The sequence below is a fragment of the Microbacterium sp. NPDC090225 genome (genome assembly GCF_044772365.1).
Classification (GTDB): domain Bacteria; phylum Actinomycetota; class Actinomycetes; order Actinomycetales; family Microbacteriaceae; genus Microbacterium.
Genome location: NZ_JBIVYS010000002.1, coordinates 330,808 through 352,114 on the forward strand (window position 1 = coordinate 330,808; position 21,307 = coordinate 352,114).

At 68.3% G+C, this 21,307-nt stretch carries 23 protein-coding genes; 13 read left to right on the forward strand and 10 right to left on the reverse strand.

Annotated elements, in window-relative coordinates; translation table 11 throughout:
• Positions 1 to 12: 12 nt before the first annotated feature.
• Both ACIQTT_RS15545 and ACIQTT_RS15550 read right to left on the reverse strand, forming a co-directional pair.
• Entirely contained in the window at positions 13 to 924 is a 912-nt protein-coding gene (locus ACIQTT_RS15545) for a sugar kinase (protein ID WP_402792045.1), read from the reverse strand.
• Positions 921 to 2,129 (reverse strand): MFS transporter, encoded by a 1,209-nt coding sequence (locus ACIQTT_RS15550; RefSeq protein ID WP_402792048.1) that lies wholly within the window; start codon positions 2,127 to 2,129, stop codon positions 921 to 923. The genes ACIQTT_RS15545 and ACIQTT_RS15550 overlap by 4 nt, the downstream gene beginning before the upstream one ends.
• Positions 2,130 to 2,506: 377 nt before the next feature.
• Between ACIQTT_RS15550 and nrdH the strand changes: the two genes are divergently transcribed.
• Genes nrdH through nrdF form a run of 4 tightly spaced genes read left to right on the forward strand, consistent with a single transcriptional unit; the run spans position 2,507 to position 6,397 of the window.
• Positions 2,507 to 2,740, forward strand: coding sequence for a glutaredoxin-like protein NrdH (nrdH, locus tag ACIQTT_RS15555; RefSeq protein ID WP_247624938.1), 234 nt, complete (start codon positions 2,507 to 2,509; stop codon positions 2,738 to 2,740).
• 40 nt (positions 2,741 to 2,780) lie between these two features.
• On the forward strand, positions 2,781 to 3,230 hold the full coding sequence (gene nrdI / locus ACIQTT_RS15560) for a class Ib ribonucleoside-diphosphate reductase assembly flavoprotein NrdI (RefSeq protein WP_247624937.1): 450 nt from the start codon (positions 2,781 to 2,783) through the stop codon (positions 3,228 to 3,230).
• 20 nt (positions 3,231 to 3,250) lie between these two features.
• Entirely contained in the window at positions 3,251 to 5,371 is a 2,121-nt protein-coding gene (gene nrdE, locus ACIQTT_RS15565; RefSeq protein ID WP_247625269.1) for a class 1b ribonucleoside-diphosphate reductase subunit alpha, read from the forward strand.
• 45 nt (positions 5,372 to 5,416) lie between these two features.
• A complete protein-coding gene (gene nrdF, locus ACIQTT_RS15570) occupies positions 5,417 to 6,397 on the forward strand; it encodes a class 1b ribonucleoside-diphosphate reductase subunit beta (RefSeq protein WP_247624936.1) in 981 nt (326 codons plus the stop codon).
• 70 nt (positions 6,398 to 6,467) lie between these two features.
• Here the strand turns inward: nrdF and ACIQTT_RS15575 are convergent, their stop codons facing one another.
• Positions 6,468 to 7,403: a hypothetical protein gene (locus ACIQTT_RS15575; protein WP_402792051.1), complete on the reverse strand. Its 936-nt coding sequence runs from the start codon at positions 7,401 to 7,403 to the stop codon at positions 6,468 to 6,470.
• 339 nt (positions 7,404 to 7,742) lie between these two features.
• Between ACIQTT_RS15575 and ACIQTT_RS15580 the strand changes: the two genes are divergently transcribed.
• Both ACIQTT_RS15580 and ACIQTT_RS15585 read left to right on the forward strand, forming a co-directional pair.
• Positions 7,743 to 9,710, forward strand: coding sequence for a hypothetical protein (locus tag ACIQTT_RS15580; RefSeq protein ID WP_402792053.1), 1,968 nt, complete (start codon positions 7,743 to 7,745; stop codon positions 9,708 to 9,710).
• A gap of 54 nt (positions 9,711 to 9,764) precedes the next feature.
• The gene (locus ACIQTT_RS15585; protein WP_402792056.1) at positions 9,765 to 10,775 is read left to right on the forward strand and encodes a hypothetical protein; all 1,011 of its coding nucleotides are present in this window, start codon (positions 9,765 to 9,767) and stop codon (positions 10,773 to 10,775) included.
• Here ACIQTT_RS15585 and ACIQTT_RS15590 read toward each other — a convergent pair.
• On the reverse strand, positions 10,705 to 11,316 hold the full coding sequence (locus ACIQTT_RS15590) for a flavodoxin family protein (protein ID WP_402792059.1): 612 nt from the start codon (positions 11,314 to 11,316) through the stop codon (positions 10,705 to 10,707). The two genes, ACIQTT_RS15585 and ACIQTT_RS15590, sit on opposite strands and share 71 nt — an antisense overlap.
• A 109-nt stretch (positions 11,317 to 11,425) precedes the next feature.
• On the opposite strand from ACIQTT_RS15590, the gene ACIQTT_RS15595 reads away from it, so the two are divergent.
• Positions 11,426 to 11,629 (forward strand): hypothetical protein, encoded by a 204-nt coding sequence (locus tag ACIQTT_RS15595; RefSeq protein ID WP_247624931.1) that lies wholly within the window; start codon positions 11,426 to 11,428, stop codon positions 11,627 to 11,629.
• A gap of 22 nt (positions 11,630 to 11,651) precedes the next feature.
• Here the strand turns inward: ACIQTT_RS15595 and ACIQTT_RS15600 are convergent, their stop codons facing one another.
• Genes ACIQTT_RS15600 through ACIQTT_RS15610 form a run of 3 tightly spaced genes read right to left on the reverse strand, consistent with a single transcriptional unit; the run spans position 11,652 to position 13,050 of the window.
• Complete coding sequence (locus ACIQTT_RS15600) at positions 11,652 to 12,254, reverse strand: GNAT family N-acetyltransferase (RefSeq protein ID WP_402792062.1); 603 nt, start codon at positions 12,252 to 12,254, stop codon at positions 11,652 to 11,654.
• Positions 12,255 to 12,284: 30 nt separating this feature from the next.
• Positions 12,285 to 12,665, reverse strand: coding sequence for an ImmA/IrrE family metallo-endopeptidase (locus tag ACIQTT_RS15605; protein WP_402792065.1), 381 nt, complete (start codon positions 12,663 to 12,665; stop codon positions 12,285 to 12,287).
• Positions 12,666 to 12,672: 7 nt separating this feature from the next.
• A complete protein-coding gene (locus tag ACIQTT_RS15610) occupies positions 12,673 to 13,050 on the reverse strand; it encodes an XRE family transcriptional regulator (protein WP_402792068.1) in 378 nt (125 codons plus the stop codon).
• A gap of 94 nt (positions 13,051 to 13,144) precedes the next feature.
• Here ACIQTT_RS15610 and ACIQTT_RS15615 point away from each other — a divergent pair, with 94 nt between their 5' ends.
• Genes ACIQTT_RS15615 through ACIQTT_RS15630 form a run of 4 tightly spaced genes read left to right on the forward strand, consistent with a single transcriptional unit; the run spans position 13,145 to position 15,743 of the window.
• Positions 13,145 to 13,372, forward strand: coding sequence for an XRE family transcriptional regulator (locus ACIQTT_RS15615; protein WP_247624927.1), 228 nt, complete (start codon positions 13,145 to 13,147; stop codon positions 13,370 to 13,372).
• A 40-nt stretch (positions 13,373 to 13,412) separates the two neighbouring features.
• On the forward strand, positions 13,413 to 14,342 hold the full coding sequence (locus tag ACIQTT_RS15620; RefSeq protein WP_402792071.1) for an aldo/keto reductase family oxidoreductase: 930 nt from the start codon (positions 13,413 to 13,415) through the stop codon (positions 14,340 to 14,342).
• Between the two features lie 14 nt (positions 14,343 to 14,356).
• A complete protein-coding gene (locus ACIQTT_RS15625; protein WP_402792074.1) occupies positions 14,357 to 14,740 on the forward strand; it encodes a PLDc N-terminal domain-containing protein in 384 nt (127 codons plus the stop codon).
• A gap of 1 nt (position 14,741) precedes the next feature.
• Positions 14,742 to 15,743 carry an epimerase gene (locus ACIQTT_RS15630; RefSeq protein WP_402792077.1) on the forward strand — a complete coding sequence of 334 codons (1,002 nt, stop codon included), beginning with the start codon at positions 14,742 to 14,744 and terminating at the stop codon, positions 15,741 to 15,743.
• Here the strand turns inward: ACIQTT_RS15630 and ACIQTT_RS15635 are convergent.
• Genes ACIQTT_RS15635 through ACIQTT_RS15645 form a run of 3 tightly spaced genes read right to left on the reverse strand, consistent with a single transcriptional unit; the run spans position 15,656 to position 18,504 of the window.
• Positions 15,656 to 16,672: an epimerase gene (locus ACIQTT_RS15635; RefSeq protein ID WP_402792079.1), complete on the reverse strand. Its 1,017-nt coding sequence runs from the start codon at positions 16,670 to 16,672 to the stop codon at positions 15,656 to 15,658. The two genes, ACIQTT_RS15630 and ACIQTT_RS15635, sit on opposite strands and share 88 nt — an antisense overlap.
• Entirely contained in the window at positions 16,669 to 17,298 is a 630-nt protein-coding gene (locus ACIQTT_RS15640; RefSeq protein WP_402792082.1) for a DUF4166 domain-containing protein, read from the reverse strand. Before ACIQTT_RS15640 ends, ACIQTT_RS15635 begins: the two co-directional genes overlap by 4 nt.
• A gap of 9 nt (positions 17,299 to 17,307) precedes the next feature.
• Complete coding sequence (locus ACIQTT_RS15645) at positions 17,308 to 18,504, reverse strand: ROK family protein (RefSeq protein ID WP_402792085.1); 1,197 nt, start codon at positions 18,502 to 18,504, stop codon at positions 17,308 to 17,310.
• Between the two features lie 116 nt (positions 18,505 to 18,620).
• Here ACIQTT_RS15645 and ACIQTT_RS15650 point away from each other — a divergent pair, with 116 nt between their 5' ends.
• On the forward strand, positions 18,621 to 19,727 hold the full coding sequence (locus tag ACIQTT_RS15650; protein ID WP_402792088.1) for a Gfo/Idh/MocA family protein: 1,107 nt from the start codon (positions 18,621 to 18,623) through the stop codon (positions 19,725 to 19,727).
• A 50-nt stretch (positions 19,728 to 19,777) separates the two neighbouring features.
• Positions 19,778 to 21,271 (forward strand): GMC oxidoreductase, encoded by a 1,494-nt coding sequence (locus tag ACIQTT_RS15655; RefSeq protein WP_402792091.1) that lies wholly within the window; start codon positions 19,778 to 19,780, stop codon positions 21,269 to 21,271.
• Positions 21,272 to 21,307 lie beyond the last annotated feature (36 nt).

Genomic DNA, 21,307 nt, shown 5'->3' on the forward strand with positions numbered 1-21,307 from the left:
TGTCGATCGCCGTCATCCGAGCGGCGGCAGGTCTCCGTGGGTACGGAGCACACGCGCGGCGGCGGCATGCCCGGCGGAGAGTCGGTCTTCGAGTTCCGCGCCATCGAGCGTCGCGGCGAGGAAACCCGCGGCGAAGGCGTCGCCGGCTCCGACGGGTTCGACGACGTCGACGCGCGGAGCGGGCACGAACACCGGCTCCTCGCCCGCGGCGAAGGCGGTCGCGCCGACGTCGCCGTCCTTGACGACGAGGAGGGCGCAGTTCGGCAGATGGGCGCGCACATCGGCGGCGGTCGCGGTGCCCCAGAGGCGTTCGGCCTCGTCACGACCCACGAAGACGATGTCGGCGGCGTCGGCCAGGCGGGTCAGGGTGGTCTGCGCGTCGGTCATCGACCACAGCGCCCGGCGATCGTTCACATCGAAGGAGACGACGGCCCCCGCCTCGCGGGCGTCGGCGTACAGGCCGTCGACCATGGCGCGGCACGAGGGGGAGAGCGCGGGCGTGATGCCCGTCGTGTGCACGATGCGCACGCCCCGAAGTCGGTCGACGGCGAGGAATCCGGCGTCCATGCGAGAAGCGGCCGACCCTCGGCGGTAGTAGTAGACCGACGAGGACTCGACGCCCGGGTCCTTGAACATGACGCCGGTGGGAGCATCCGCGTCCTTCTCGGCCCAGATCTCGACCCCGCGCCGCCCGAGCTCGCCGGTGATGCGCGCGCCGATCGGGTCGTCGCCGAGGCGAGATGCCCAGACGGCCCGATGCCCCGCGGCGACCAGGCCGACGGCGACGTTGCCCTCGGCGCCCGCGATGCCGAGGGCGGCGGTCTCGGTCTCGGCCAGGGGAGCGCCCAGCGCCGTGACGAGACCCATGGACTCGCCGACGCAGACGACCTCGGGCGCGGACGGAGAAGAGGGGAGCGTGCTCATGAGGGGGTGACCGCCAGGGGTTCGGTGTCGGGATAGGGGCTCGCGTCGCGATGACGCAGGTCGGGGAGGGCGCGGACGAAGACGATCGAGACGATCAGCCCGAGCGCGGCGAAGAGGACGGCGGCGAAGTAGGCGCCGCGGGCGTCGGTGGCGTCGACGAGGAAGCCGGCCACCGCGGAGCCGGCCGCGGCGCCGATGAGCTGGCCGGTGCCCGCCCAACCGAACGCCTCGGCGGTCTCGCTGAACTTGACGCTCGCGGTCGTGATCGCGAACAGCACCGCGAGGGCCGGGGCGATGCCGATGCCGGCGAGGATGAGCGTGCCACCGAGCCAGAACACGTTGAGCGAGACCATCGTCAGGGCGAGGCCGACCGTCACGATCGTCAGGCGGCGGGCCATCGCCCACGGTCCGATCGGGATGTGCCCGAACGACAGGCCGCCCGCGAGGCTGCCCACCGCGAAGACCGCGAGCACGAGCCCTGCCTCGAGGCTGCCGTGCTCGAAGGTCGCGACCACGCCCACCTCGACCGCGGAGCACGCGCCGATGAGGAGGAAGCCGATCATGGTGGCCATGAGCACGGGGGGCTTGAGCACCACCTTGCCGAGCGCGCTGCGGCTGCGCGGGATGCGCACGCGCCCGACTTCGGGGGAGAGGATGAACCACGAGCCGCCGCCGACGAGGAACACCGCCACGAGGAGCAGACCCTGCGTGGTGCCGACCTGGGTCGAGACCAGCGTGATGACCACCGGGGCGAGGATCCAGATGATCTCCTGCAGCGACGCGTCGAGGGAGAAGAGAGGAGTGAGCTGCTTGGCGTTGACGAGCTTGGGGTAGATCGTGCGCACCGCCGACTGCACGGGCGGTGTCGAGAGCCCGGCGATCAGTCCGAGCGCCATGTAGCCCGGCAGGCTCAGGGGGAGCAGGGCCAGGCAGAGCACGGCGACGACGCAGACCGAGAGAGTGAGGGTGAGCACGCGACGCATGCCCCACGCGCCCATCCATCGGCTGGTCACGGGGCCGGCGACGGCCTGTCCGACGCTCGTCGCGGCGAGCACGAGGCCCGCGGCGCCGTACGACCCGGTCTGCTGCTCGACGTGCAGCAGGATCGCGAGCGAGGACATGCCGTTGGGGAATCGCGCTGTCAGCTGAGCCGCGATCATGCGCGCCACTCCGGGCGTGCGAAGAAGGTCCTGATATCCCGCCACCACACAACGGTACCGGCAGCCACGGACGCTGCGGGACGGTCTGATGCCGGGGTCGCGGCGACACGCCGACGACACGCCGAGGAGCAGTTTCCACAGGAATCCGAATGTCGGAGGCCCGGCGTAGCGTGCGACCTGTGGATGGATCTCTCACAGGTGCCTCCCAGCCGCGATTTCTCGCGGTTCGGGAGCTCTGCGCCCGCCCCTCCGCCTGTGGAAGAAACGGTGGAGAACCTGTGTTGTATCTGGGGAGAGCGGTGGAAAAACTACACGAATGTAACTACTACCCCTTGTGGTCACTCCGAGTGTCCGTCCCTATATGTAGTATTGAACTCCCGGCGGAGGACTGCCGGCCACACAACGATTCTGAGGGGAAACAGATGTCGATCACGGTCTACACCAAGCCTTCCTGCGTCCAGTGCAACGCGACCTACCGCGCCCTGGATGCCAAGGGCATCGAGTACGAGATCCACGACCTGTCGGAGGACCCGACGGCCCTGGAGCAGGTCAAGGCGCTGGGCTACATGCAGGCGCCGGTCGTCGTCACCGACGAGGACCACTGGTCGGGCTTCCGTCCCGACAAGATCGACGAGCTCGCGACCCGTCTGGCCTGATCGGGCAGCCGCGCAGCGGGGTGAGAGAGCGAATCGACGCATGAACGCCATCGCGACCGCAGCACCGCTCCTCGTCTACTTCTCGAGCGTGTCCGGAAACACGGCGCGCTTCATCGAGAAACTGGGCCTTCCCGCCCGACGTATCCCGCTCCACCGGAACGACGGAGAGCTCGTCATCGACGAGCCCTACGTTCTGGTCACCCCGACCTATGGCGGGGGCGAGGGGCGAGGCGTCGAGCGGGGCGCCGTGCCCAAGCAGGTGATCCGGTTCCTCAACGACGAGCGCAACCGTCGTCACATCCGCGGAGTGATCTCCGCAGGCAACACCAACTTCGGCGAGGCATTCTGCCTCGCCGGCGACATCATCAGCCGCAAGTGCCACGTGCCTCACTTGTATCGGCTAGAAATCTTCGGCACACAGGACGACGTGGATCGCGTCAGCGACGGATTGGAACGAGTGTGGGCAGCGCAGTTGACGAGCAGACCGTGACACAGCAGGCGGCGTTCAAGATGAACCAGGCGTACGAGGGGCTGGACTACCACGCCCTGAACGCGATGCTGAACCTCTACGACGCGAACGGCAAGATCCAGTTCGACGCCGACAAGCGTGCGGCGCGGGAGTACTTCCTGCAGCACGTCAACCAGAACACGGTCTTCTTCCACTCCCTCAAGGAGCGCCTCGACTACCTGGTCGAGAAGGAGTACTACGAGCCGGCCGTGATCGAGCAGTACTCGCTCGAGTTCATCCAGAAGCTCAACGACCTCGCTTACGGCAAGAAGTTCCGCTTCGAGACGTTCCTCGGCGCCTTCAAGTACTACACGAGCTACACGCTCAAGACGTTCGACGGCAAGCGCTACCTCGAGCGCTTCGAGGACCGCGTCGTCATGACCGCCCTCGGACTCGCCGACGGTGACGAGAAGCTCGCCGTCGCCCTGGTGGAGGAGATCATCTCCGGCCGTTTCCAGCCGGCGACGCCGACGTTCCTCAACGCGGGCAAGGCGCAGCGCGGCGAGCTCGTCAGCTGCTTCCTGCTGCGCATCGAAGACAACATGGAGTCGATCGCCCGCGGCATCAACTCGGCGCTGCAGCTCTCCAAGCGCGGCGGCGGCGTGGCGCTGCTGCTCTCGAACATCCGTGAGGCCGGCGCCCCGATCAAGCAGATCGAGAACCAGTCCTCGGGCATCATCCCCGTGATGAAGCTGCTCGAAGACAGCTTCAGCTACGCCAACCAGCTCGGTGCCCGTCAGGGCGCGGGTGCGGTGTACCTCAACGCGCACCACCCCGACATCATGCGGTTCCTCGACACCAAGCGCGAGAACGCCGACGAGAAGATCCGCATCAAGACCCTCTCGCTGGGTGTCGTCGTTCCCGACATCACTTTCGAGCTCGCCAAGAACGGCGAGGACATGTACCTCTTCTCGCCGTACGACGTCGAGAAGGTCTACGGCGTGCCCTTCGGTGACATCTCGGTCACCGAGAAGTACCGCGAGATGGTCGACGACTCGCGCATCAAGAAGACCAAGATCAACGCTCGCGAGTTCTTCCAGACCGTAGCCGAGATCCAGTTCGAGTCGGGCTACCCGTACATCATGTTCGAGGACACGGTGAACAAGGCCAACCCGATCAAGGGCCGCATCAACATGTCGAACCTCTGCAGCGAGATCCTGCAGGTGAACACGCCGACCACGTACAACGACGACCTGTCGTACGACCAGATCGGCAAGGACATCTCCTGCAACCTCGGCTCGATGAACATCGCGCTGTCGATGGATGCCGACGACCTCGGTCAGACCGTCGAGACGGCGATCCGTGCGCTCAGCGCGGTGAGCGACCAGAGCCACATCCGCTCGGTCCGTTCGATCGAAGACGGCAACGACCGCTCGCACGCCATCGGCCTCGGCCAGATGAACCTGCACGGCTACCTCGCTCGCGAGCACGTCTACTACGGCTCCGAAGAGGGCATCGACTTCACGAACATCTACTTCTATACGGTGCTGTTCCACGCGCTGCGCGCCTCGAACAACCTCGCGATCGAGCGCAAGCAGGCGTTCGACGGCTTCGAGGACTCGACGTACGCCTCGGGCGCGTTCTTCGACAAGTACATCGACCAGGAGTGGGTGCCGGCGACCGAGAAGGTCAAGGAGCTCTTCGCGGGCAAGCACATCCCGACGCAGGCCGACTGGGTGGCGCTGAAGGCGTCCATCCAGGAGCACGGCATCTACAACCAGAACCTGCAGGCGGTGCCGCCGACCGGCTCGATCTCGTACATCAACAACTCGACGTCGTCGATCCACCCGATCGCGTCGAAGATCGAGATCCGCAAGGAAGGCAAGCTCGGTCGCGTCTACTACCCGGCGGCGTTCATGACGAACGACAACCTCGAGTACTACCAGGACGCGTACGAGATCGGCTACGAGAAGGTCATCGACACGTACGCCGCGGCGACGCAGCACGTCGACCAGGGCCTGTCGCTGACGCTGTTCTTCAAGGACACCGCCACGACGCGCGACATCAACAAGGCGCAGATCTACGCATGGCGCAAGGGCATCAAGACGATCTACTACATCCGTCTGCGTCAGATGGCGCTCGAGGGCACCGACATGACCGAGTGCGTCTCCTGCATGCTCTGACACTTCGACAGGCTCAGTGACCCAAACGATCGAGAAACGACGAACATGACTCCTCACCCTCCGCTCAAGCTGGTCGACAGCGTGCAGGCGATCAACTGGAACCGCATCGAAGACGACAAGGACCTCGAGGTCTGGAACCGTCTGGTGAACAACTTCTGGCTGCCCGAGAAGGTGCCGCTGTCGAACGACATCCAGTCGTGGAACACGCTCACCCCCGAAGAGCAGCTGCTGACGATGCGCGTCTTCACGGGTCTCACGCTGCTCGACACGATCCAGGGAACCGTGGGCGCCGTGTCGCTCATCCCCGACTCGATCACCCCGCACGAAGAGGCGGTGTACACCAACATCGCGTTCATGGAGTCGGTGCACGCGAAGAGCTACTCCTCGATCTTCTCGACGCTCGCGTCGACGAAGGAGATCGACGAGGCGTTCCGGTGGTCGACCGAGAATCCGAACCTTCAGAAGAAGGCTCAGATCATCATGGACTACTACCAGGGCGACGACCCGCTCAAGCGCAAGATCGCCTCGACCCTGCTCGAGTCGTTCCTGTTCTACTCGGGCTTCTACCTGCCGATCTACTGGTCGTCGAAGGCGAAGCTGACGAACACGGCCGACCTCATCCGCCTCATCATCCGTGACGAGGCCGTGCACGGCTACTACATCGGCTACAAGTTCCAGAAGGGTCTCGAGAACGAGACCCAGGAGCGCCGCGACGAGCTGAAGGACTACACCTTCTCGCTCCTCTACGAGCTCTACGACAACGAGGTGCAGTACACGCAGGATCTCTACGACGGTGTCGGGCTGACCGAGGACGTCAAGAAGTTCCTGCACTACAACGCCAACAAGGCGCTCATGAACCTCGGCTACGAGGCGATGTTCCCGTCGACGGTCACGAACGTGAACCCGGCGATCCTGTCGGCCCTGTCGCCGAACGCCGACGAGAACCACGACTTCTTCTCGGGTTCGGGTTCCTCCTACGTCATCGGCAAGGCCGAGGCGACGGAAGACGACGACTGGGACTTCTGAGGTCCTGTCAGCGGCGCGGTCCGCTCGGCGATCATCTCGCCTGATCGGTTCCGGCGCGCTCGTGATCGGTTCAGGCGCGCTCGCCGGCAAGGCGAGCGCGCCGCTCCTCCTCGCGTTTCGAGTAGGTGGCGGCGCGGATCGAATCGTCCGACTCCAAGCCGGTGCCCAGTGCCCCGCCGAGCGTCGCGGCCGACGCGACGAACCAGGTGAGCACGAACAGGTCGGGAAGCGCGACGGCGCGACCGAGGGCGTCACTCATCACCGCCGTATCGAGGACGAAGAGGGCCCAGGCGAGGTTCACGGCGTACAGGGCCAGATAGCAGATGACGATCCCCACGGTCAGAGTCAGAATCGTCGAGGTGTTGTAGAGCCGGGATCTCGCCCGCGACGCGGGCGAGTCGTCCTCGGGGCGGTCCCAGAGCTCGCCGTCGATCACGATCCAGGCGATGAGGATAGCGATGGAGGCGACCATCGCCGCCGCCAGGCGCCAGCCCGACAGGGAGATCGCGAGCGACCACACCGTCGGTTCGATCGTCGCCACGGCGCCAGTCGCCAGGGCCGCGACCAATGCCGACTTGAGTCCCGCGGCGAGCATCCACGGGCGGTTCGCCAGCACCATGCCCATGAGCAGGCGCCCGCGGGCGCTGATCCGGGGGAGCGGCAGGCGTTGATCCTCGCGCGTGGCGGGTTCGGCCATCTCATCCATGAGCCCTCGCACGGCCTGGCGTGCTCGCGCGTGCACCCTCACACCGCCCAGAGCGGGCAGTGACAGCACCGCGGACCGGCGCCGCGCGTCGATCGCCGCCAGCAGATAGCGGCCGTCGTCGGCGCGCAGCGGGAGTTCGGTGACACCGACGACGAGATCCCACCCGTTCTGCTCGGCGTGCTCGCCGAGCCGAGCCACGGCGACGTCGACATCTTCGGATCCGAGGGTGAACGGTTCGCTGACGAGTTCGACCGTCCAGCCGACGGCCTCGGCGGTGATCGGCGGCGCGAGGTCGGTCATCCGACGAGCCACGGCCGTGGGCGAAGCCGGATCTGCGACGAGCCCTACGCGCAACGGCTCCATTTCCGAAACATACACCCGCACCGCGCCGGGGCGGCAAGACTGAATAAACGTTCAAAGTAAATTGCGGATGACGTGTGGCGCACTTCTCTCATTCGACACTTCCTGTCCAATAGGGTGAGCTGACCGAAATATCGCGGGGGATTCTAAAGAACGCGATGTGCCGGTGGTGCGCGCATCGGTATCCGACAGATGCGCGTAATGAACGGGCAGTCCCGGCGTCTCTTGAAGAGGAGCGTTGATGGGACGCTGCCCACCTTCACCCAGGGGAGAGCGCCAGTGAGCGTCAAGAAAATGTCGGCCTTCGCCGGCGCGGCAGCACTGTTGGCCATGTTGTTCACGGGAGTCGCGGCGGCCCCGGCATCCGCCGCTCCGATCGAGTCCAGTTGCGGGTATGCCAACCCGGACGGGGGCGGGAAGTTCCCCGACTCGATCTGTTGGCTCGATTTCGCCGGTTACGACTCGGCTGTCGGCCTGACGGCAGAAGGCCAGCAGTTCGAGATGTCGCTCGGCGCCTACGACGTGTCGTACACGGTCACCGAGCGCCCGGTGCCCGGGTGGACATCGCGAGCGGTGACGGCGGCACCCGCAACAACTCCTCCCTTCGTCGTCGGAGTACCCGGCTACTACAACGGCATCCCGGGAAGCCCGTTCCTCTATTCATCGGCCGGCCAGCCCAATGGCGGCGTTCAGATCAACATCACCAATTTCCAGGTGTCGCTGAACGGTACTCCGGTGACGGGCTACGACCTCGTCACGGCGGCACCGGAGACGACGGATGCCGCGACCGGCTTCCTCGGCGAGTTCATCAACTGGTCCTCCAACACTCCTCTCACCCTGATCGACAGCTATCCGACGATCACGACCGGGGGCGGATGCACAATGCCGTTGAACGGCAACGGCACAGCGAACGTCTGGTGCTACCCGGGTGCTGCGGGATCATCCTCGGCATACGGGTCGATCCTCGCCGCGCCGTCGGCGACATCGATCTCCGGCACTCTCTACATGTACTCCCGTGGGGAGCGCGAGGGTCTCGGCTTCGGCATCCGCACCGCGAGCGTCTCGGTCGACAAGCAGGTGGTCGGCCGCGTCGATCCCGCCGACTCCTTCGACCTGAGCGTCGCTTCGAGCGAGGGTCCGCTCCTGGCGACCGCGTCGACGGGCGCCTCCGATTCGGCGTCGACCGACGCCGTCCCGGTGATCCCGAGCGGCCCGCTCACCCTCTCCGAAGCGTCGGCGGCGGGGTCGCCGAGCCCGGTGGACTACTACGACGCCGACTGGGCGTGCACGAACGCGAACGCGGCCAGCACCACGGTGCTGCCGGATGGCGCCGACACGAGCCAGCAGCTCACCCTGGTCGCCGGTGACGCCATCGACTGCACGGTCACGAACACCGCGAAGGCGGCATCGCTCGGCCTGGTGAAGTCTGTGACTCCGACCACCGCGGGCGTCGGGGACACGGTCGTCTACGACTTCGCGGTCACGAACGAGGGCGACCTCCCGGTCGACGGCCTCGCGATCGACGAGACGGCGTTCTCGGGTTCGGGCGAGCTCGGCGAGATCGTCTGCCCCGTCACAGCTCTGGCGGTGGGCGAAAGCACCACGTGCCAGGCGCCCTACGAGATCACGCAGGCCGATGTCGACGCCGGTGGTGTGAGCAACGAGGCCGTCGCGACGGCGCTGATCGCCGACACCACGGTGTCGTCGGCATCCGCGGCGTCCACCGCGCTCGTCGCGGTCGAGGGTGAATCCGCCCTCGCCGTGACCAAGACGGCATCGGTATCGACCGCCGCGGTCGGCGACGACGTTCTCTACACGCTCACCGCGACGAACGCCGGCGCCGTGACCCTCTCCGATGTCACGCTGACGGACACCGACTTCTCGGGATCGGCTCCGCTGGGTGACCTCGAGTGCGACACGACCGCACCCGTGACGCTCGCCCCCGGCGATGTGCTCACCTGCACCGTGTCGTACGAGGTGCGCGCCGCCGACGTCGGCACGCTGACCAACGGTGCCGCGGGTTCCGCGGTGGACCCCGATGAGAACCTCCTCACCGGATCGGCATCCGCGGCCGTGACCGTCACCGTGCCGGCTGCTGCCGCCGTCGGAGGGAACGCGGCCGGCCAGGCAGGCGCCGGCCTGGCCATCACCGGCGGCGATCTGCCCTGGTACGCCGCGGGGTTCGGACTGATGCTGCTGCTCGCCGGAGCGGCGACGATGGCTGCGCGACGCGCACGCCGCAGCTGATCCGCAGCCGACACCTGGCGCAGCACGGGGCGGGCTTGATCCTAAGCTTGTCCCGTGCTGCGCCGTCCGCTCTTCTGGGGAGTCGTCCTCCTCGCCGCCGCCCTCGCCGCGACCCTGGCCGGCGACGACCTGAGCTTCTTCCCCTTCCTCCTCATGCTGGTCGGCGGGTGGTGCTTCGGCTTCGCCTTCGTCGGCCTCACACTCCGGATGCCGCCCCGCACGGGCGTCCCCCTTCACGTCGGAGTCGCCATCGTGCTGGCCGCGCTGATGATCGTCGTGGTCGAGTTCGCCGGGCCCTGGCTCGCGACGCTCCATGAGCCGGTGCGCGGGGTCGTGGTGGTACTGCAGATGGCCGCGATCCCGGCGGCCGGATGGATCTGGCTCGGCCTGCTCTCGCGCGTGACCTCGGCAGTGAGTCGTCGCGATGCCGCGAAGCGTCCGGCTCCCGTTCCCCGCACCTGGGAACGGGCGGAGAGCGGGGACGGCTCGGAGCTGCACGTCGACGCGGTCGAGATGCGCATGCGCGCGCTCACCCTCGCGATGATCGGGATGATCGTGCCGGCCGGACTCGTGGCGTTCGCGCTGATGGTCGTGTTCGACGACCTCGCGATGCGGCTGGGCCCGCGCATCGTGATCATCGCGCTGGGCCTGCTCGTCGGGTTGCCGGTCTACTTCGCGTTCACCTCGGTCGCACGGCGTCGATCGTTGCCGTCCGTCATCGCCTTCGGGAACGACGAGCTGCGCGTCACCGTCGGCTCGGTGCCCCATCGCATCCGCTATCGCGATGTCGACCACCTGCTCTGGAGACCGCGCAGCGACTACGCGCGCATCGAGGTGCGCGCCGACGACGTCGACCTGTCGCTCCTCCTCGGGCTCGTCAAGCCTCCGCGCGGGGTGGAGCGCGGGCTGCCGGACCTGCCGAAGCGCGTGTTCCGACGACTGGAACTCGCCGGTCTCGCGGTCGATCGATCGCGTCGCGACGAGGTCGTCACGTTCAGCCGACCGGGTACGCGCTCGTCTTCAGCACCCGCGCGAGATGCGCGGCGTTCCGCGACGCGGTCGTGATCGTCTCCACGACCTTCTCGGGCGTCTCATCGAGGTCCTTGTAGTCGACGCCCTGCATGGCCTCGCCGTTCCAGTAGACCGATGCCTGCGCGGGGACCGTGTAGCCGACGTCGTTGAGCGACTGGAAGAGGATCGCCGCGATGTGGTGCGCACCGTCCTCGTTGCCCACGATGCCGGCGATCGCGACCTTGTCGAACAGGATCGGCCGTCCCGCGGCATCCGTCTCGGCGAGTTCGGCATCCAGACGTTCGAGCACCCGCTGCGCGATGCTCGAGTGCTGCCCCATCCAGGTCGGGGTCACGAGCACGAGGATGTCGGCGGCGAGCACCTTCTCGCGGAGGGCCGGCCACTCGTCTCCGTCACCCATGTCGGTCTCGACGCCCGGCTTCACCGCGAGATCGACGGCACGCACCAGATCGCCGGTGACGCCGTGGTCGGCGAGCGCGTCGAGGATCTGGGTGGCGAGGAGATCGGAGCTCGACTCGGCGGGGGAGGGCTTGAGCGTGCAGGTGATGGCGAGGGCGGTGAGCGAGGTGTCCATGATGACGAGTAGATCAGCGGATGCCGCGCATGCGAAGGGGCTTCCGCGGATCGGTGCCCTGCGCTACGCGCGGTAGGCTGGAGGGGCGGCCGCTACGACAGGAGATCCCGTGATCCTCAGCTTCATCTTCTTCCTGATCCTCTTCCTCGGAGGGATCTACCTCATGGCCTTCGCGCAGACCGCCGAGGACTACCAGGCGATCATCTTCGTCGCGGGTCTCCTGATCACGATGCTGTCGCTCGCCTTCATGATGCGCGAGCGCGGTTCCGCCACGCGCCGCAGCAAGAACTGGTCGGGTCCGTCCACCGACTGACCGCGTTCAGCGGCAGAAGTCCTCACGGCCGGCGCGACAACCGCATCTCGAGGTTCGCGCGCACGGCCGGCCACTCCGGCTCGATGATCGAGTATTCGACGCTGTCGCGGAGTGCGCCGTTGCGGTAGCGCGACATCGCGCGCATCACGCCGTCCTGCTTGGCGCCCAGGCGTTCGATCGCCGCACGGGACTGGAAGTTGACCCACTGGGTCGTGAGCCCGACGCGGAACACGCCGAGCGTCTCGAACGCGTGGCGCAGGAGCAGCAGCTTCGACTCGGCGTTCGTGCCGGTGCCGTGGGCGGACGGGCGGTTCCAGGTGTACCCGATGTGCAGGCGCGGCACGTCGGCGGCGAGGTCGTAGTACGACGTGAGGCCGAGCACGCGACCGCTCGCGTCGACGGTCACGAACGGGATCATCTCGCCCTTCTCGCGCAGAGCGATCCGGCGATCGATCTCGGCGGCGACCCCGTCGGGTGCCGGCACCGAGGTGTACCAGGCCGTCTTCCAGAGATCCTTCTCTTCGACGGCTTCGATGAGGGCGTCGCGGTACGACGTCTCGAGCGGGCGCAGCTCGACGAGCCGGCCGCTGAGCGTGACGGGCGCGGGAGGAATGAGGAAAGCCATGCGGCCATTCAACCAGCGCGGTACCGTCGTTCACGCCGTGCGGCCCAGGAGCGCCTGGTAGGCGGCGACCAGTTCGACGGTGACGTCGAGTTCGAACGCGAGACTCGCCGGATGCGCCCCGCGGAGATGCTCGGCGGCGGCGTACGCCTGTGGGGAGATGAGGAGGCGTGCGGCCCAGGCATCCGCCTGACGCTCCTGGCGCGCCCGCAGATGCGCATGCGTCGTCGGCGTGTGGCGGAGTGTCGCGTGCCCGAGTTCGTGCGCGAGGACGCTGCGGGTGGTGCGGGCGCTCATGCCGGGTGCGACGCGGATGATGCTGTGCGCGGGGTCGAAGCCGCCGCGCGTGGCCCCGGGGCGTTCGACGATGCGCAGCCCGCGCTCCTCGGCGAGGCGGAGGAGCTGCGGGTCCATGTCGTTCCTACGAGTAGAGGTCGTCGGTGTCGCGATCGTGCGGGAGGGGGGAGTCGAAGGCGACTTCAGGGACATTCTGGCCGAGGGGTGCGACATCGGGGCGGCGATGCAGGGGAGTGATCGTCGCCGGAGCGCTCGCGATGTCGGCGCTCAGGCGCTCCTCCGCGCGGGCGAGCACGAGGTGAGGGGCGACGTTGATGATCGCGCAGACCGTGTAGACGACCGGCACGGGGATGGCGCGTTTGCCGGTGACGTAGTTGTCGAGCGCGCTTCTCGCGACTCCCGCATCGCGCGCCATGGCGGCGATGCTGCTTCCTGCGGCGGCGATCTCGGCCCGCAGCTGACGGCCGACGGCCGCGTTGAACAGCTCCGCTGATGTCTTCACACGAGTCACGATAGCACCGCGATGGATGCAGTATGCCGTCATATTGGACACGCGCCGTGTTGCGTGTCGCCAATCGGGAGGATACTGTCTACGTGTGACGGCAGATGATCGACAATTGGTGGCATCCGCGATCGTCTCCGCCCTGCGTGAGAGTCAGCGTTCGAAGAGATGGCTCGCGGAGCACTCCGGCATCGCCTACTCCACCCTACGTCGCAAGCTCGACGCGCAGGCCGACATCAGCGTCGTCGACCTCGCACGCATCGCCGAGGCACTGGATCGTTCACCGGCATCCCTCCTCCCCGACCTGCGCTCGGGCCGCTGACCACTGACGCGGGTGCCCGCCGCCGCGATATCGTGGCGCCATGAAGACCGTGCCTTTCGGAACCACCACCGCACCCGCCGTCGTCGCCGGGATGATGCGCATCGACGACAAGGACGACGCCCACATCCGGGCCCTCTACGACACGGCACGCGCCGCCGGGATCGACTTCTTCGATCATGCCGACATCTACGGCGGACGCATGCACCACTGCGAGTCCCGGTTCGCCGCCGCGCTGCGCCTCACCGCCGCCGAGCGCGACGAGATCGTGCTGCAGACAAAGTGCGGCATCGTGCCCGACAAGGGGATGTTCGACTTCTCGTACGAGCACATCATCGCGCAGGTCGAGGGATCTCTGCGTTCGCTGCGCACCGACCGCATCGACGTGCTGCTGCTGCACCGCCCGGACGCGCTGGTCGAACCCGAGGAGGTCGCGCGCGCGTTCGACGAGCTCGAAGCCTCGGGCAAGGTGCGCGCATTCGGGGTGTCGAACCACACGCCGCGCCAGATCGACCTGCTGCGCACCGCGGTGCGCCAGCCCTTCGTCGCGAACCAGTTGCAGCTGTCGATCACGCACGCCCCGATCATCGCCCAGCCGATCGCGATGAACATGGCGGCCGAGGAGCAGAGCATCGTGCGCGACGGCGGCGGGATCGTCGAGTACTGCCGCATCAACGGCATCACGATCCAGGCGTGGTCGCCGTTCCAAGGCGGCTTCTTCACCGGCGTCTTCCTCGGCAACCCGCAGTACGCCGAGCTGAACGCGGTCATCGACCGTCTCGCTGCGGCCCACGGCGTGACGCCGATCGCGATCGCGACGGCGTGGATCGTCCGTCATCCGGCGCGGATGCAGGTCGTGCTCGGCACCACGACGCCCGAGCGGGTGACGGATGCCGCGGCCGGGGCCGACGTCGAACTCACCCGCGAGGAATGGTACGAGCTGTTCCGGGCTGCCGGGCACCTGCTTCCCTGATCTACTCTGAGTTCATGTCGTTCCTGTTCACGATCATCACCATCGCGCTGACGATCGGCGCGGTGATCGACATCGTGCGACGCGAGGATTCGCAAGTGCGGTTCCTGCCTCGCTTCGTCTGGCTCATCGTGGTGATCCTGCTGCCGCTTCTCGGAGCACTGCTCTGGTTCGGCCTCGGTCGCGAGTACGGCGACGCCGGGATCGCGATCCCGCGTCTGCGGCGGGCTCCTCGCACGGCCCCGTCGGCGGGCACCACGGCACCCCCGGCACCACCCCGCGACACCCGGACGACCGAGCAGCAGATCGCCGACCTCGACCGCGAGATCGAGGAATGGCGCCTGCGCGAGGAGATCGAGAAGCGCAAGCACGAATCCGGTGAACACGGGGAAGGCCTCTGACATGGCAAAACGGGCCGTCATCGGCGGCGGGAGTGGATTCGTCGGCACGGCGCTGACGCGGGCGCTTGAGGCCGACGGGTACGCGGTGAGCGTGATCGGCCGCCACGGCCCGGACGCCCGCTGGGACGACCCCGCGTCGATCCGGCGCGTCGTCGACGGCGCGGACCTGGTCGTCGGCCTCGCGGGCAAGAGCATCAATGCGCGGTTCACCGATCGCAATCGCGAGGAGATCCTCCAGTCGCGCATCGACACGACCCGAGCGCTTCACGACGCCATCGCGGGAGCCGAGCATCCGCCCGCCGTCTGGATGAACGCGTCCAGCGCGGCGGTCTACCGCTACGCGCTCGACCGGGCGCAGACCGAGGCCGACACCGAGCGCGACACCGGCTTCCTGCCGGACGTGACCCTCGCCTGGGAAGCGGAACTGTTCCGGAGCGAGTTGCCGGCGACGAGGCGTGTCGCGCTGCGGATCACTTTCGTGGTCGGCGACGGTCCCGCGCCGGCTCTGCTCTTCCGCCTCGCTCGTTTCGGGGTCGGCGGGCCGCAGTTCGACGGCTGGTGGTTCCCGCACCGGCGCTATCGCGGCATCGGCCCGCACGCGACCGAGCCGCGGCATCCGCTCGGGCGACGATCCCGCGGGCATCAGCGGTTCAGCTGGATACACATCGACGACCTCGTGGGAGCGGTGCGGTTCATCCGCGACGACGCGCGCATCTCGGGTCCGGTGAACATGTCGGCGCCGGGCGTCGTGGAGAACCGCGGACTGATGCGGGCGCTGCGCCGCGTCGTCGGCATGCCGATCGGTCTTCCCGCGTGGCGGTTCATGCTGGAACCGGCGATGTGGGTGCTGCGCGCCGAACCCGATCTTGTGCTCAACAGCCGGTGGATCGCTCCCGGAGTGCTCGACGACGCGGGTTACGCCTTCGCCTTCCCCGAGCTGGAGCCGGCGCTGCGCGACGTGCGCGAGAAGGATTCGCGGACCGCGCCTTCGAGCTCCGGATAGGCGAAGGCGAAACCCGCGGCCGTCAGCTTCTCGGGGATGACCCAGCGGCTCTTCAGGACCAGCTCGGTCTCGGTGCGGATGCCGATCGCGCCGAGTTCGAGCATCCATCGTGGCAGGGGCGGTCCGAAGCCGACGCCGAGCACCCGGCGCACGGTGGCCATGAACCCGGCGTTGTCGGACGGGTTCGGGGCGGCGGCGTTCACCGGGCCCTCGATCGAGGGGGTGACCTCGAGGAAGTCGATGATGAGGGCCACGTCGTCGACGTGCACCCAACTGAACCTCTGCGTGCCGTGGAGCGCTCCCGGGAAGTGGCCGGTGCCGGCGGCGCGGCGGGCCCGGCTGACCGGCCAGCGTCCGTCGTGCTGCGCGCCGCCCAGCCCGAGTCTCGCCAGGCGTTCGAGGGGACCGAGTACACCGCCGTGCCCGAGCACGATGGCGCTGCGCAGCGCGACCCGTCGGGTGCGCGGCAGATCGTCGGCGAACAGAGCGCGCTCCCAGGCCTTGGCGACCTCGACGGAGAATCCGGCGCCGATATCCCCCGACGACTCGGTCATCGGGCGGTCCTCGGCATGGCGGTAGATCGTCGCGGTCGAGGAGTTGACCCACAGGGGCGGCGGGTTCGCGGCGCGGGAGATCGCCGAGCTCAGTGACGCCGTGGTCTCGAGACGGGATCGGAAGATCTCCGCCCGGTTCTCGGGCGTGTAGCGGCAGTTCACGCTCTTGCCTGCCAGACCGATCACGAGTGACGCGCCGTCGACGGCGCGGTCGATCGCACGCTGGTCGCCCCAGGCGATGTCGGCGCCCGATCGCGAGATCGTGATGACCTCGCGCCCGGCGGATCGCAGGCGCGGGATGAGGTGCCGGCCCATGAATCCCGTGGAGCCGCCGATCACGACGGGGCCCGCGGGGACGGGCACGGAATCCGTCACGGGGTATCGCTCTCGATCGTGTAGTCGAATTGGCCGGTGTACTCGTAGACCCGCCCGAGGAGCGGAACGTCGATCGTCATGTTCACGTGGTGCTGCTGCCGGCCCTCGTCCCAGCGCTCGACGAGGCCGATGCGCGGGCGCAGGAAGCGCGGCGCGGCGATCCGCAGTCGCCCGAACCGCATCCCGACTCGGCGGATGGTGAGCACGACCGCTCCGTCCTGCACGTCGATGTCGAAGGTGGTGACGACCGTGCGGTGCGGGCCGATCTCGTTGCGCAGGATCCGGTTCGCGCCGAGCGCCACCGTGTCGGGCATGATCCACGTGCGGCCGGGGAGGTCGAAGTACCGCACCGCGACGGCGGTGCCGCGGATCGTGCGGTTCTCGATGCGGAACGGCACGTCGCGCTCCCATCCGGCGAAGGCGACGCCCAGGGCTTCCGCGATCCGGAAGACGGGCCAGAGCCAGCGATGGTGGGACCCGGCGCGGGTGAAGACCCCGGTGCCGATGCCGACGTGGCCGTCCGGGATCGTGCGGAAGTACCAGGCGGTCTTCGGGTGGAGCTCGGAGGAGCGGGCGCCGAGCGCGCGCTCATAGGGCGATGCGGAGGCGGATTCCGGCGCTGTCACCCGGCCACACTATCGGGACGACGCCGCGACACGCGCGTCGACATTCGCGGGGGAGAGCACCTCGCGGGCGACCATGATCGCGGCTCCCAGCACTGCGGCGCGCTCCCCGGTCGGGGACTGCACGATGGCGAGGTGCTGTGTGGCGAGGGGAATCGAGCGGCGGTAGACGACTTCGCGGACGCCGGCCAGCAGGTGCTCGCCGGCTCGGGCGATGCTGCCGCCGAGGACGACGATCGAGGGGTTCAGCAGGTTCACGACCGTGGCGAGCACCTCGCCGACGTCGCGCCCGGCCTGGCGCAGTGCCTCGATCGCCGCGGTATTGCCCGCCCGCACCAGTTCGGTCACGTCGCGGCTGGTCTCGGCGTCGATGCCCTGCGCGCGCAGCGACGCGGCGATCGCGCTGCCGCTGGCGAGGTCCTCGAGGTCGCGCTCCTCGTCGGCGGCGTGCGTCGACTCGGCGGAGTGCGGCACGCGCACGTGCCCCATGTCGCCGGCCGAGCCCTGTGCGCCGCGCTGCAGCTGGCCGCCCGCGATGATGCCGGCACCGATGCCGGTGGCGACCTTGACGAAGATGAGATCGGTGGTGTCGGGGAAGCTGGTGGTCTGCTCGCCGAGGGCGAGGACGTTCACGTCGTTGTCGACGAGCACCGGCACGTCGAAGGTGCGCTGCACGTAGCCGGGGATGTCGAAGCGGTCCCAGCCCGGCATGATCGGCGGGTTGTAGGGGCGACCGGTGGAGTGCTCGACCGGGCCGGGCACGCCGATCCCGACGCCGACGAGCGCGCTCGTCGGCGTCTCGAGGTCGGAAAGGAGGGACTCGGCTTCGACGAGCATCCGATCCAGCACCGGCTCGGGCCCGCCGGCGATGTCGAGCGGATGCGTGGTGGAACCGAGGATCCTGCCGCCGAGGTCGGCGATGGCGATCGTGGCGTGGGAGGCGCCGAGGTCGACGGCCAGCACGAGGCCCGCGCGCGGGTTGAAGGCGACGCGCGACGGGGGTCGCCCACCGGTGGACGCGGCCTCGCCCGCGGCGACGAGCAGCCCGGCGGAGAGGAGAGCATCGACGCGCGCCGACACGGTGGAACGGGCGAGGCCGGTGAGGTGCACGAGGTCGGCCTTGGTGCGCGCCTGACCGTCCAGCAGGAGCTGGAAGATGTCGCCCGCGCCCGTGGAGGCGTTCGGGAGGTTGCGTTCCGCATCACTCATAGGGGTCAGTAAATCACAGGACTTCCGCCCCTTAGTAGAACGAGATCTGACGATCGAGAAAAATCTTTTGACGAAGATCTAGCAAAAGTAGGGAGACTCGTGTCAGAATCATCGACATGACAACGGACGTCACAGCTACCGGCGTCGGGACGATCCGATCCGGATTCCTCGGCGGAGGATTCATGGCCCAGGTGCACAGCCGCGCAGCACGCGCCGCCGGTGCCGCCACCGCAGTGCTCGCGAGCTCCTCGCGGGAGCGAGCCGTCACCGCCGCCCAGGACCTCGGGATCGAACGCGCCGCCGATGATCTCGCCGAACTCCTCACCCAGGACGTGGACGTGGTGCACGTGTGCACCCCCAACGCCACCCACGCCGCCTTCGCCCTCGCGGTGATCGAGGCCGGCGTGCACGTGATCTGCGAGAAGCCGCTCGCCACGCACGTCGACGACGCCCGTGCACTCGCGGCCGCGGCCGCCGAGCGCGGCGTGGTCGCCGCGGTTCCCTTCGTCTACCGGTATCACCCGATGGTGCGCGAGGCCCGCGCCCGCGTCGCCGCCGGTGAGATCGGCGATCTCCTCACCGTGGACTGCGGGTACCTGCAGGACTGGATGCTCCTGCCCGGTGACGACGACTGGCGCGTCACCTCCGCCGACGGCGGACCCTCGCGCGCTTTCGCCGACATCGGCTCGCACCTGTGCGATCTGCTCGAGTTCGTCGCGGGGGAGCGGATCGTGCGCCTCACCGCCCGCACCCGTCGCGTCTACGCCGAGCGTGGCGGGCGTGCCGTCACCAACGAGGACGCCGTATCGATCCTCGTCGAGATGGAGTCGGGCGCGATCGGCACCCTGCTGATCTCGCAGATGGCCGCCGGCCGGAAGAACTCGCTCACCCTCGAACTCCACGGTGCGCAGGCCAGCATCCGCTTCGACCAGGAACGCCCGGAGGAGCTGTGGATCGGCGAGCGGGATGGCAGCCGTCACCTCTTCCGTGACCCGCAGACCGCGCACCCCGGGGTCGCCCGGTTCTCGACCGTGCCGGCCGGCCACGCGCAGGGCTACCAGGACGCCTTCAACGGTTTCGTCGCCGACGCCTACGCGGCCATCCGTGGTGAGGCGCCCGACGGCCTGCCCACTTTCGACGACGGTGTGCGCGCCGCTCAGCTCACCGAGGCCGTCCTGATCGCCGCCGACGAGCAGCGCTGGGTCGACACCCCCGCACTCTGATCCCCGGCGCCCCACCTCTCCTGATTCAACGCAGAACAGAAGGAACACAGATGACTGACAACTTCGACCTCGTGATCGTCGGCACCGGTCCGAACGGTGCGATCATCGCGCAGCAGGTGCACCAGCAGATGCCCGAGGCGACGATCCTGGTGCTCGAGGCCGGCCGTGAGATCACCTCGGTGCCGGGGGAGCACCTCGTCGAGGCCGACGAGAGCGCGATGAACGCCTCGTACGACGACCTGATGCGTCGCGCGCGCCAGATCGAGTACGTCAAGGACGCGGTCTCGATGAGCGCGATCGACGGCGACGGATGGGATCCCGAGTCCTCGGGCGTGTTCCCCGCCGCGTTCTTCGGGCACAATTTCGCGGCCTTCCCCGGGGCATCCGTCGCCTGGAACATCGGCGGGATGGGCGTGCACTGGACCGCGGCGACCCCCTGGCCCTACGCCGAGGAGATCCCCGGCTTCCTTCCGCGTGCGGAATGGGATGCCGACCTCGAGACGGCGCGCGGCCTGCTGCGCACCTACGTGGGGCCCCTCGTCGCGGGCGTGCCGAACCCGTTCGAGCAGCCACTGTTCGCGGCCCTCCGCGAGGCCGTGCCGAGCCCCGATCCCTCCCGCGAGTTCGGGTACATGCCCATGGGCGGCGTGCCGCGCGTCGGTGAGCCCTTCGCCCGCACCGGCCCCCGGGACATCGCGCCGTTCGTCTTCGACGGCAGCGAGCCGAACGTCACGCTCCGCAGCGGCGTGCTGGTGCACCGGATCGAGCACGACGGATCGCGCGTCACCGGACTCTCCTACCGCGACCTCGTCACCGGCGAGGAATCGACCGCGCACGGAACGCAGGTGCTGATCGCGGGCGACGCGCTGCGCACCCCGCAGCTGCTCTGGGCCTCCGGCATCCGTCCCACCGCCCTCGGCGCCTACCTCAACGAGCACGCGACGATCGACGGCGAGGTCGACATCGACGCCTCGCGCTTCGGACTGACGGATGCCGACATCATCCAGCCGCCCGCGGGGGAGCCGTTCATCGGCTCGTTCTGGAGCCCGTCGATCGGTGCCGCCCGCCCCGCGCACGGCCAGCTCATGGAGCGCGAGTTCGAGGGGCGCCACAAGCTCAGCGTCGGATGGTACTGCGCCACCGAGATCCGCGCCGAGAACCGCATCGAGTTCTCCGACGAGCTGACGGATGCCCTCGGCATGCCGCACATGACCGTTCACTTCTCGTACTCCGACGCCGACCTCGAGGAGATCCGCCGAACCCAGGAGGTGCAGCGGACGGCAGCGGCTGTGATCGGGGACTTCCCGACCGAGGACCGCGAGGTGCAGCCCCCCGGGGCTTCCCTGCACTACACCGGCACCGTCCGGATGGGCCCCGATGACGACGGCACGAGCGTCGTGGACACGGATGGTCGTGTCTGGGGTTTCGACAACCTGTATCTCGCCGGCAACGGCGTGATCCCGACCGCGCTGACGTGCAACTCGACGCTCACCGGAGCCACGCTCTCGGTGCGCATCGCCCGCGCGGTCGCCGCTTCCCTCTGACCCTGCAGTACCCCTACCCACCAAGGAGATGATCGC

What these genes read in the sequence shown, in the direction of transcription:
- ACIQTT_RS15545 (WP_402792045.1), bottom strand. Translation starts at nt 924, where the DNA reads ATGAGCACGCTCCCCTCTTCTCCGTCCGCGCCCGAGGTCGTCTGCGTC.
- nrdH (WP_247624938.1), top strand. Translation starts at nt 2,507, where the DNA reads ATGTCGATCACGGTCTACACCAAGCCTTCCTGCGTCCAGTGCAACGCG.
- nrdI (WP_247624937.1), top strand. Translation starts at nt 2,781, where the DNA reads ATGAACGCCATCGCGACCGCAGCACCGCTCCTCGTCTACTTCTCGAGC.
- nrdE (WP_247625269.1), top strand. Translation starts at nt 3,251, where the DNA reads ATGAACCAGGCGTACGAGGGGCTGGACTACCACGCCCTGAACGCGATG.
- nrdF (WP_247624936.1), top strand. Translation starts at nt 5,417, where the DNA reads ATGACTCCTCACCCTCCGCTCAAGCTGGTCGACAGCGTGCAGGCGATC.
- ACIQTT_RS15575 (WP_402792051.1), bottom strand. Translation starts at nt 7,403, where the DNA reads ATGACCGACCTCGCGCCGCCGATCACCGCCGAGGCCGTCGGCTGGACG.
- ACIQTT_RS15590 (WP_402792059.1), bottom strand. Translation starts at nt 11,316, where the DNA reads ATGGACACCTCGCTCACCGCCCTCGCCATCACCTGCACGCTCAAGCCC.
- ACIQTT_RS15600 (WP_402792062.1), bottom strand. Translation starts at nt 12,254, where the DNA reads ATGGCTTTCCTCATTCCTCCCGCGCCCGTCACGCTCAGCGGCCGGCTC.
- ACIQTT_RS15605 (WP_402792065.1), bottom strand. Translation starts at nt 12,665, where the DNA reads ATGGACCCGCAGCTCCTCCGCCTCGCCGAGGAGCGCGGGCTGCGCATC.
- ACIQTT_RS15620 (WP_402792071.1), top strand. Translation starts at nt 13,413, where the DNA reads ATGAAGACCGTGCCTTTCGGAACCACCACCGCACCCGCCGTCGTCGCC.
- ACIQTT_RS15625 (WP_402792074.1), top strand. Translation starts at nt 14,357, where the DNA reads ATGTCGTTCCTGTTCACGATCATCACCATCGCGCTGACGATCGGCGCG.
- ACIQTT_RS15630 (WP_402792077.1), top strand. Translation starts at nt 14,742, where the DNA reads ATGGCAAAACGGGCCGTCATCGGCGGCGGGAGTGGATTCGTCGGCACG.
- ACIQTT_RS15645 (WP_402792085.1), bottom strand. Translation starts at nt 18,504, where the DNA reads ATGAGTGATGCGGAACGCAACCTCCCGAACGCCTCCACGGGCGCGGGC.
- ACIQTT_RS15650 (WP_402792088.1), top strand. Translation starts at nt 18,621, where the DNA reads ATGACAACGGACGTCACAGCTACCGGCGTCGGGACGATCCGATCCGGA.
- ACIQTT_RS15655 (WP_402792091.1), top strand. Translation starts at nt 19,778, where the DNA reads ATGACTGACAACTTCGACCTCGTGATCGTCGGCACCGGTCCGAACGGT.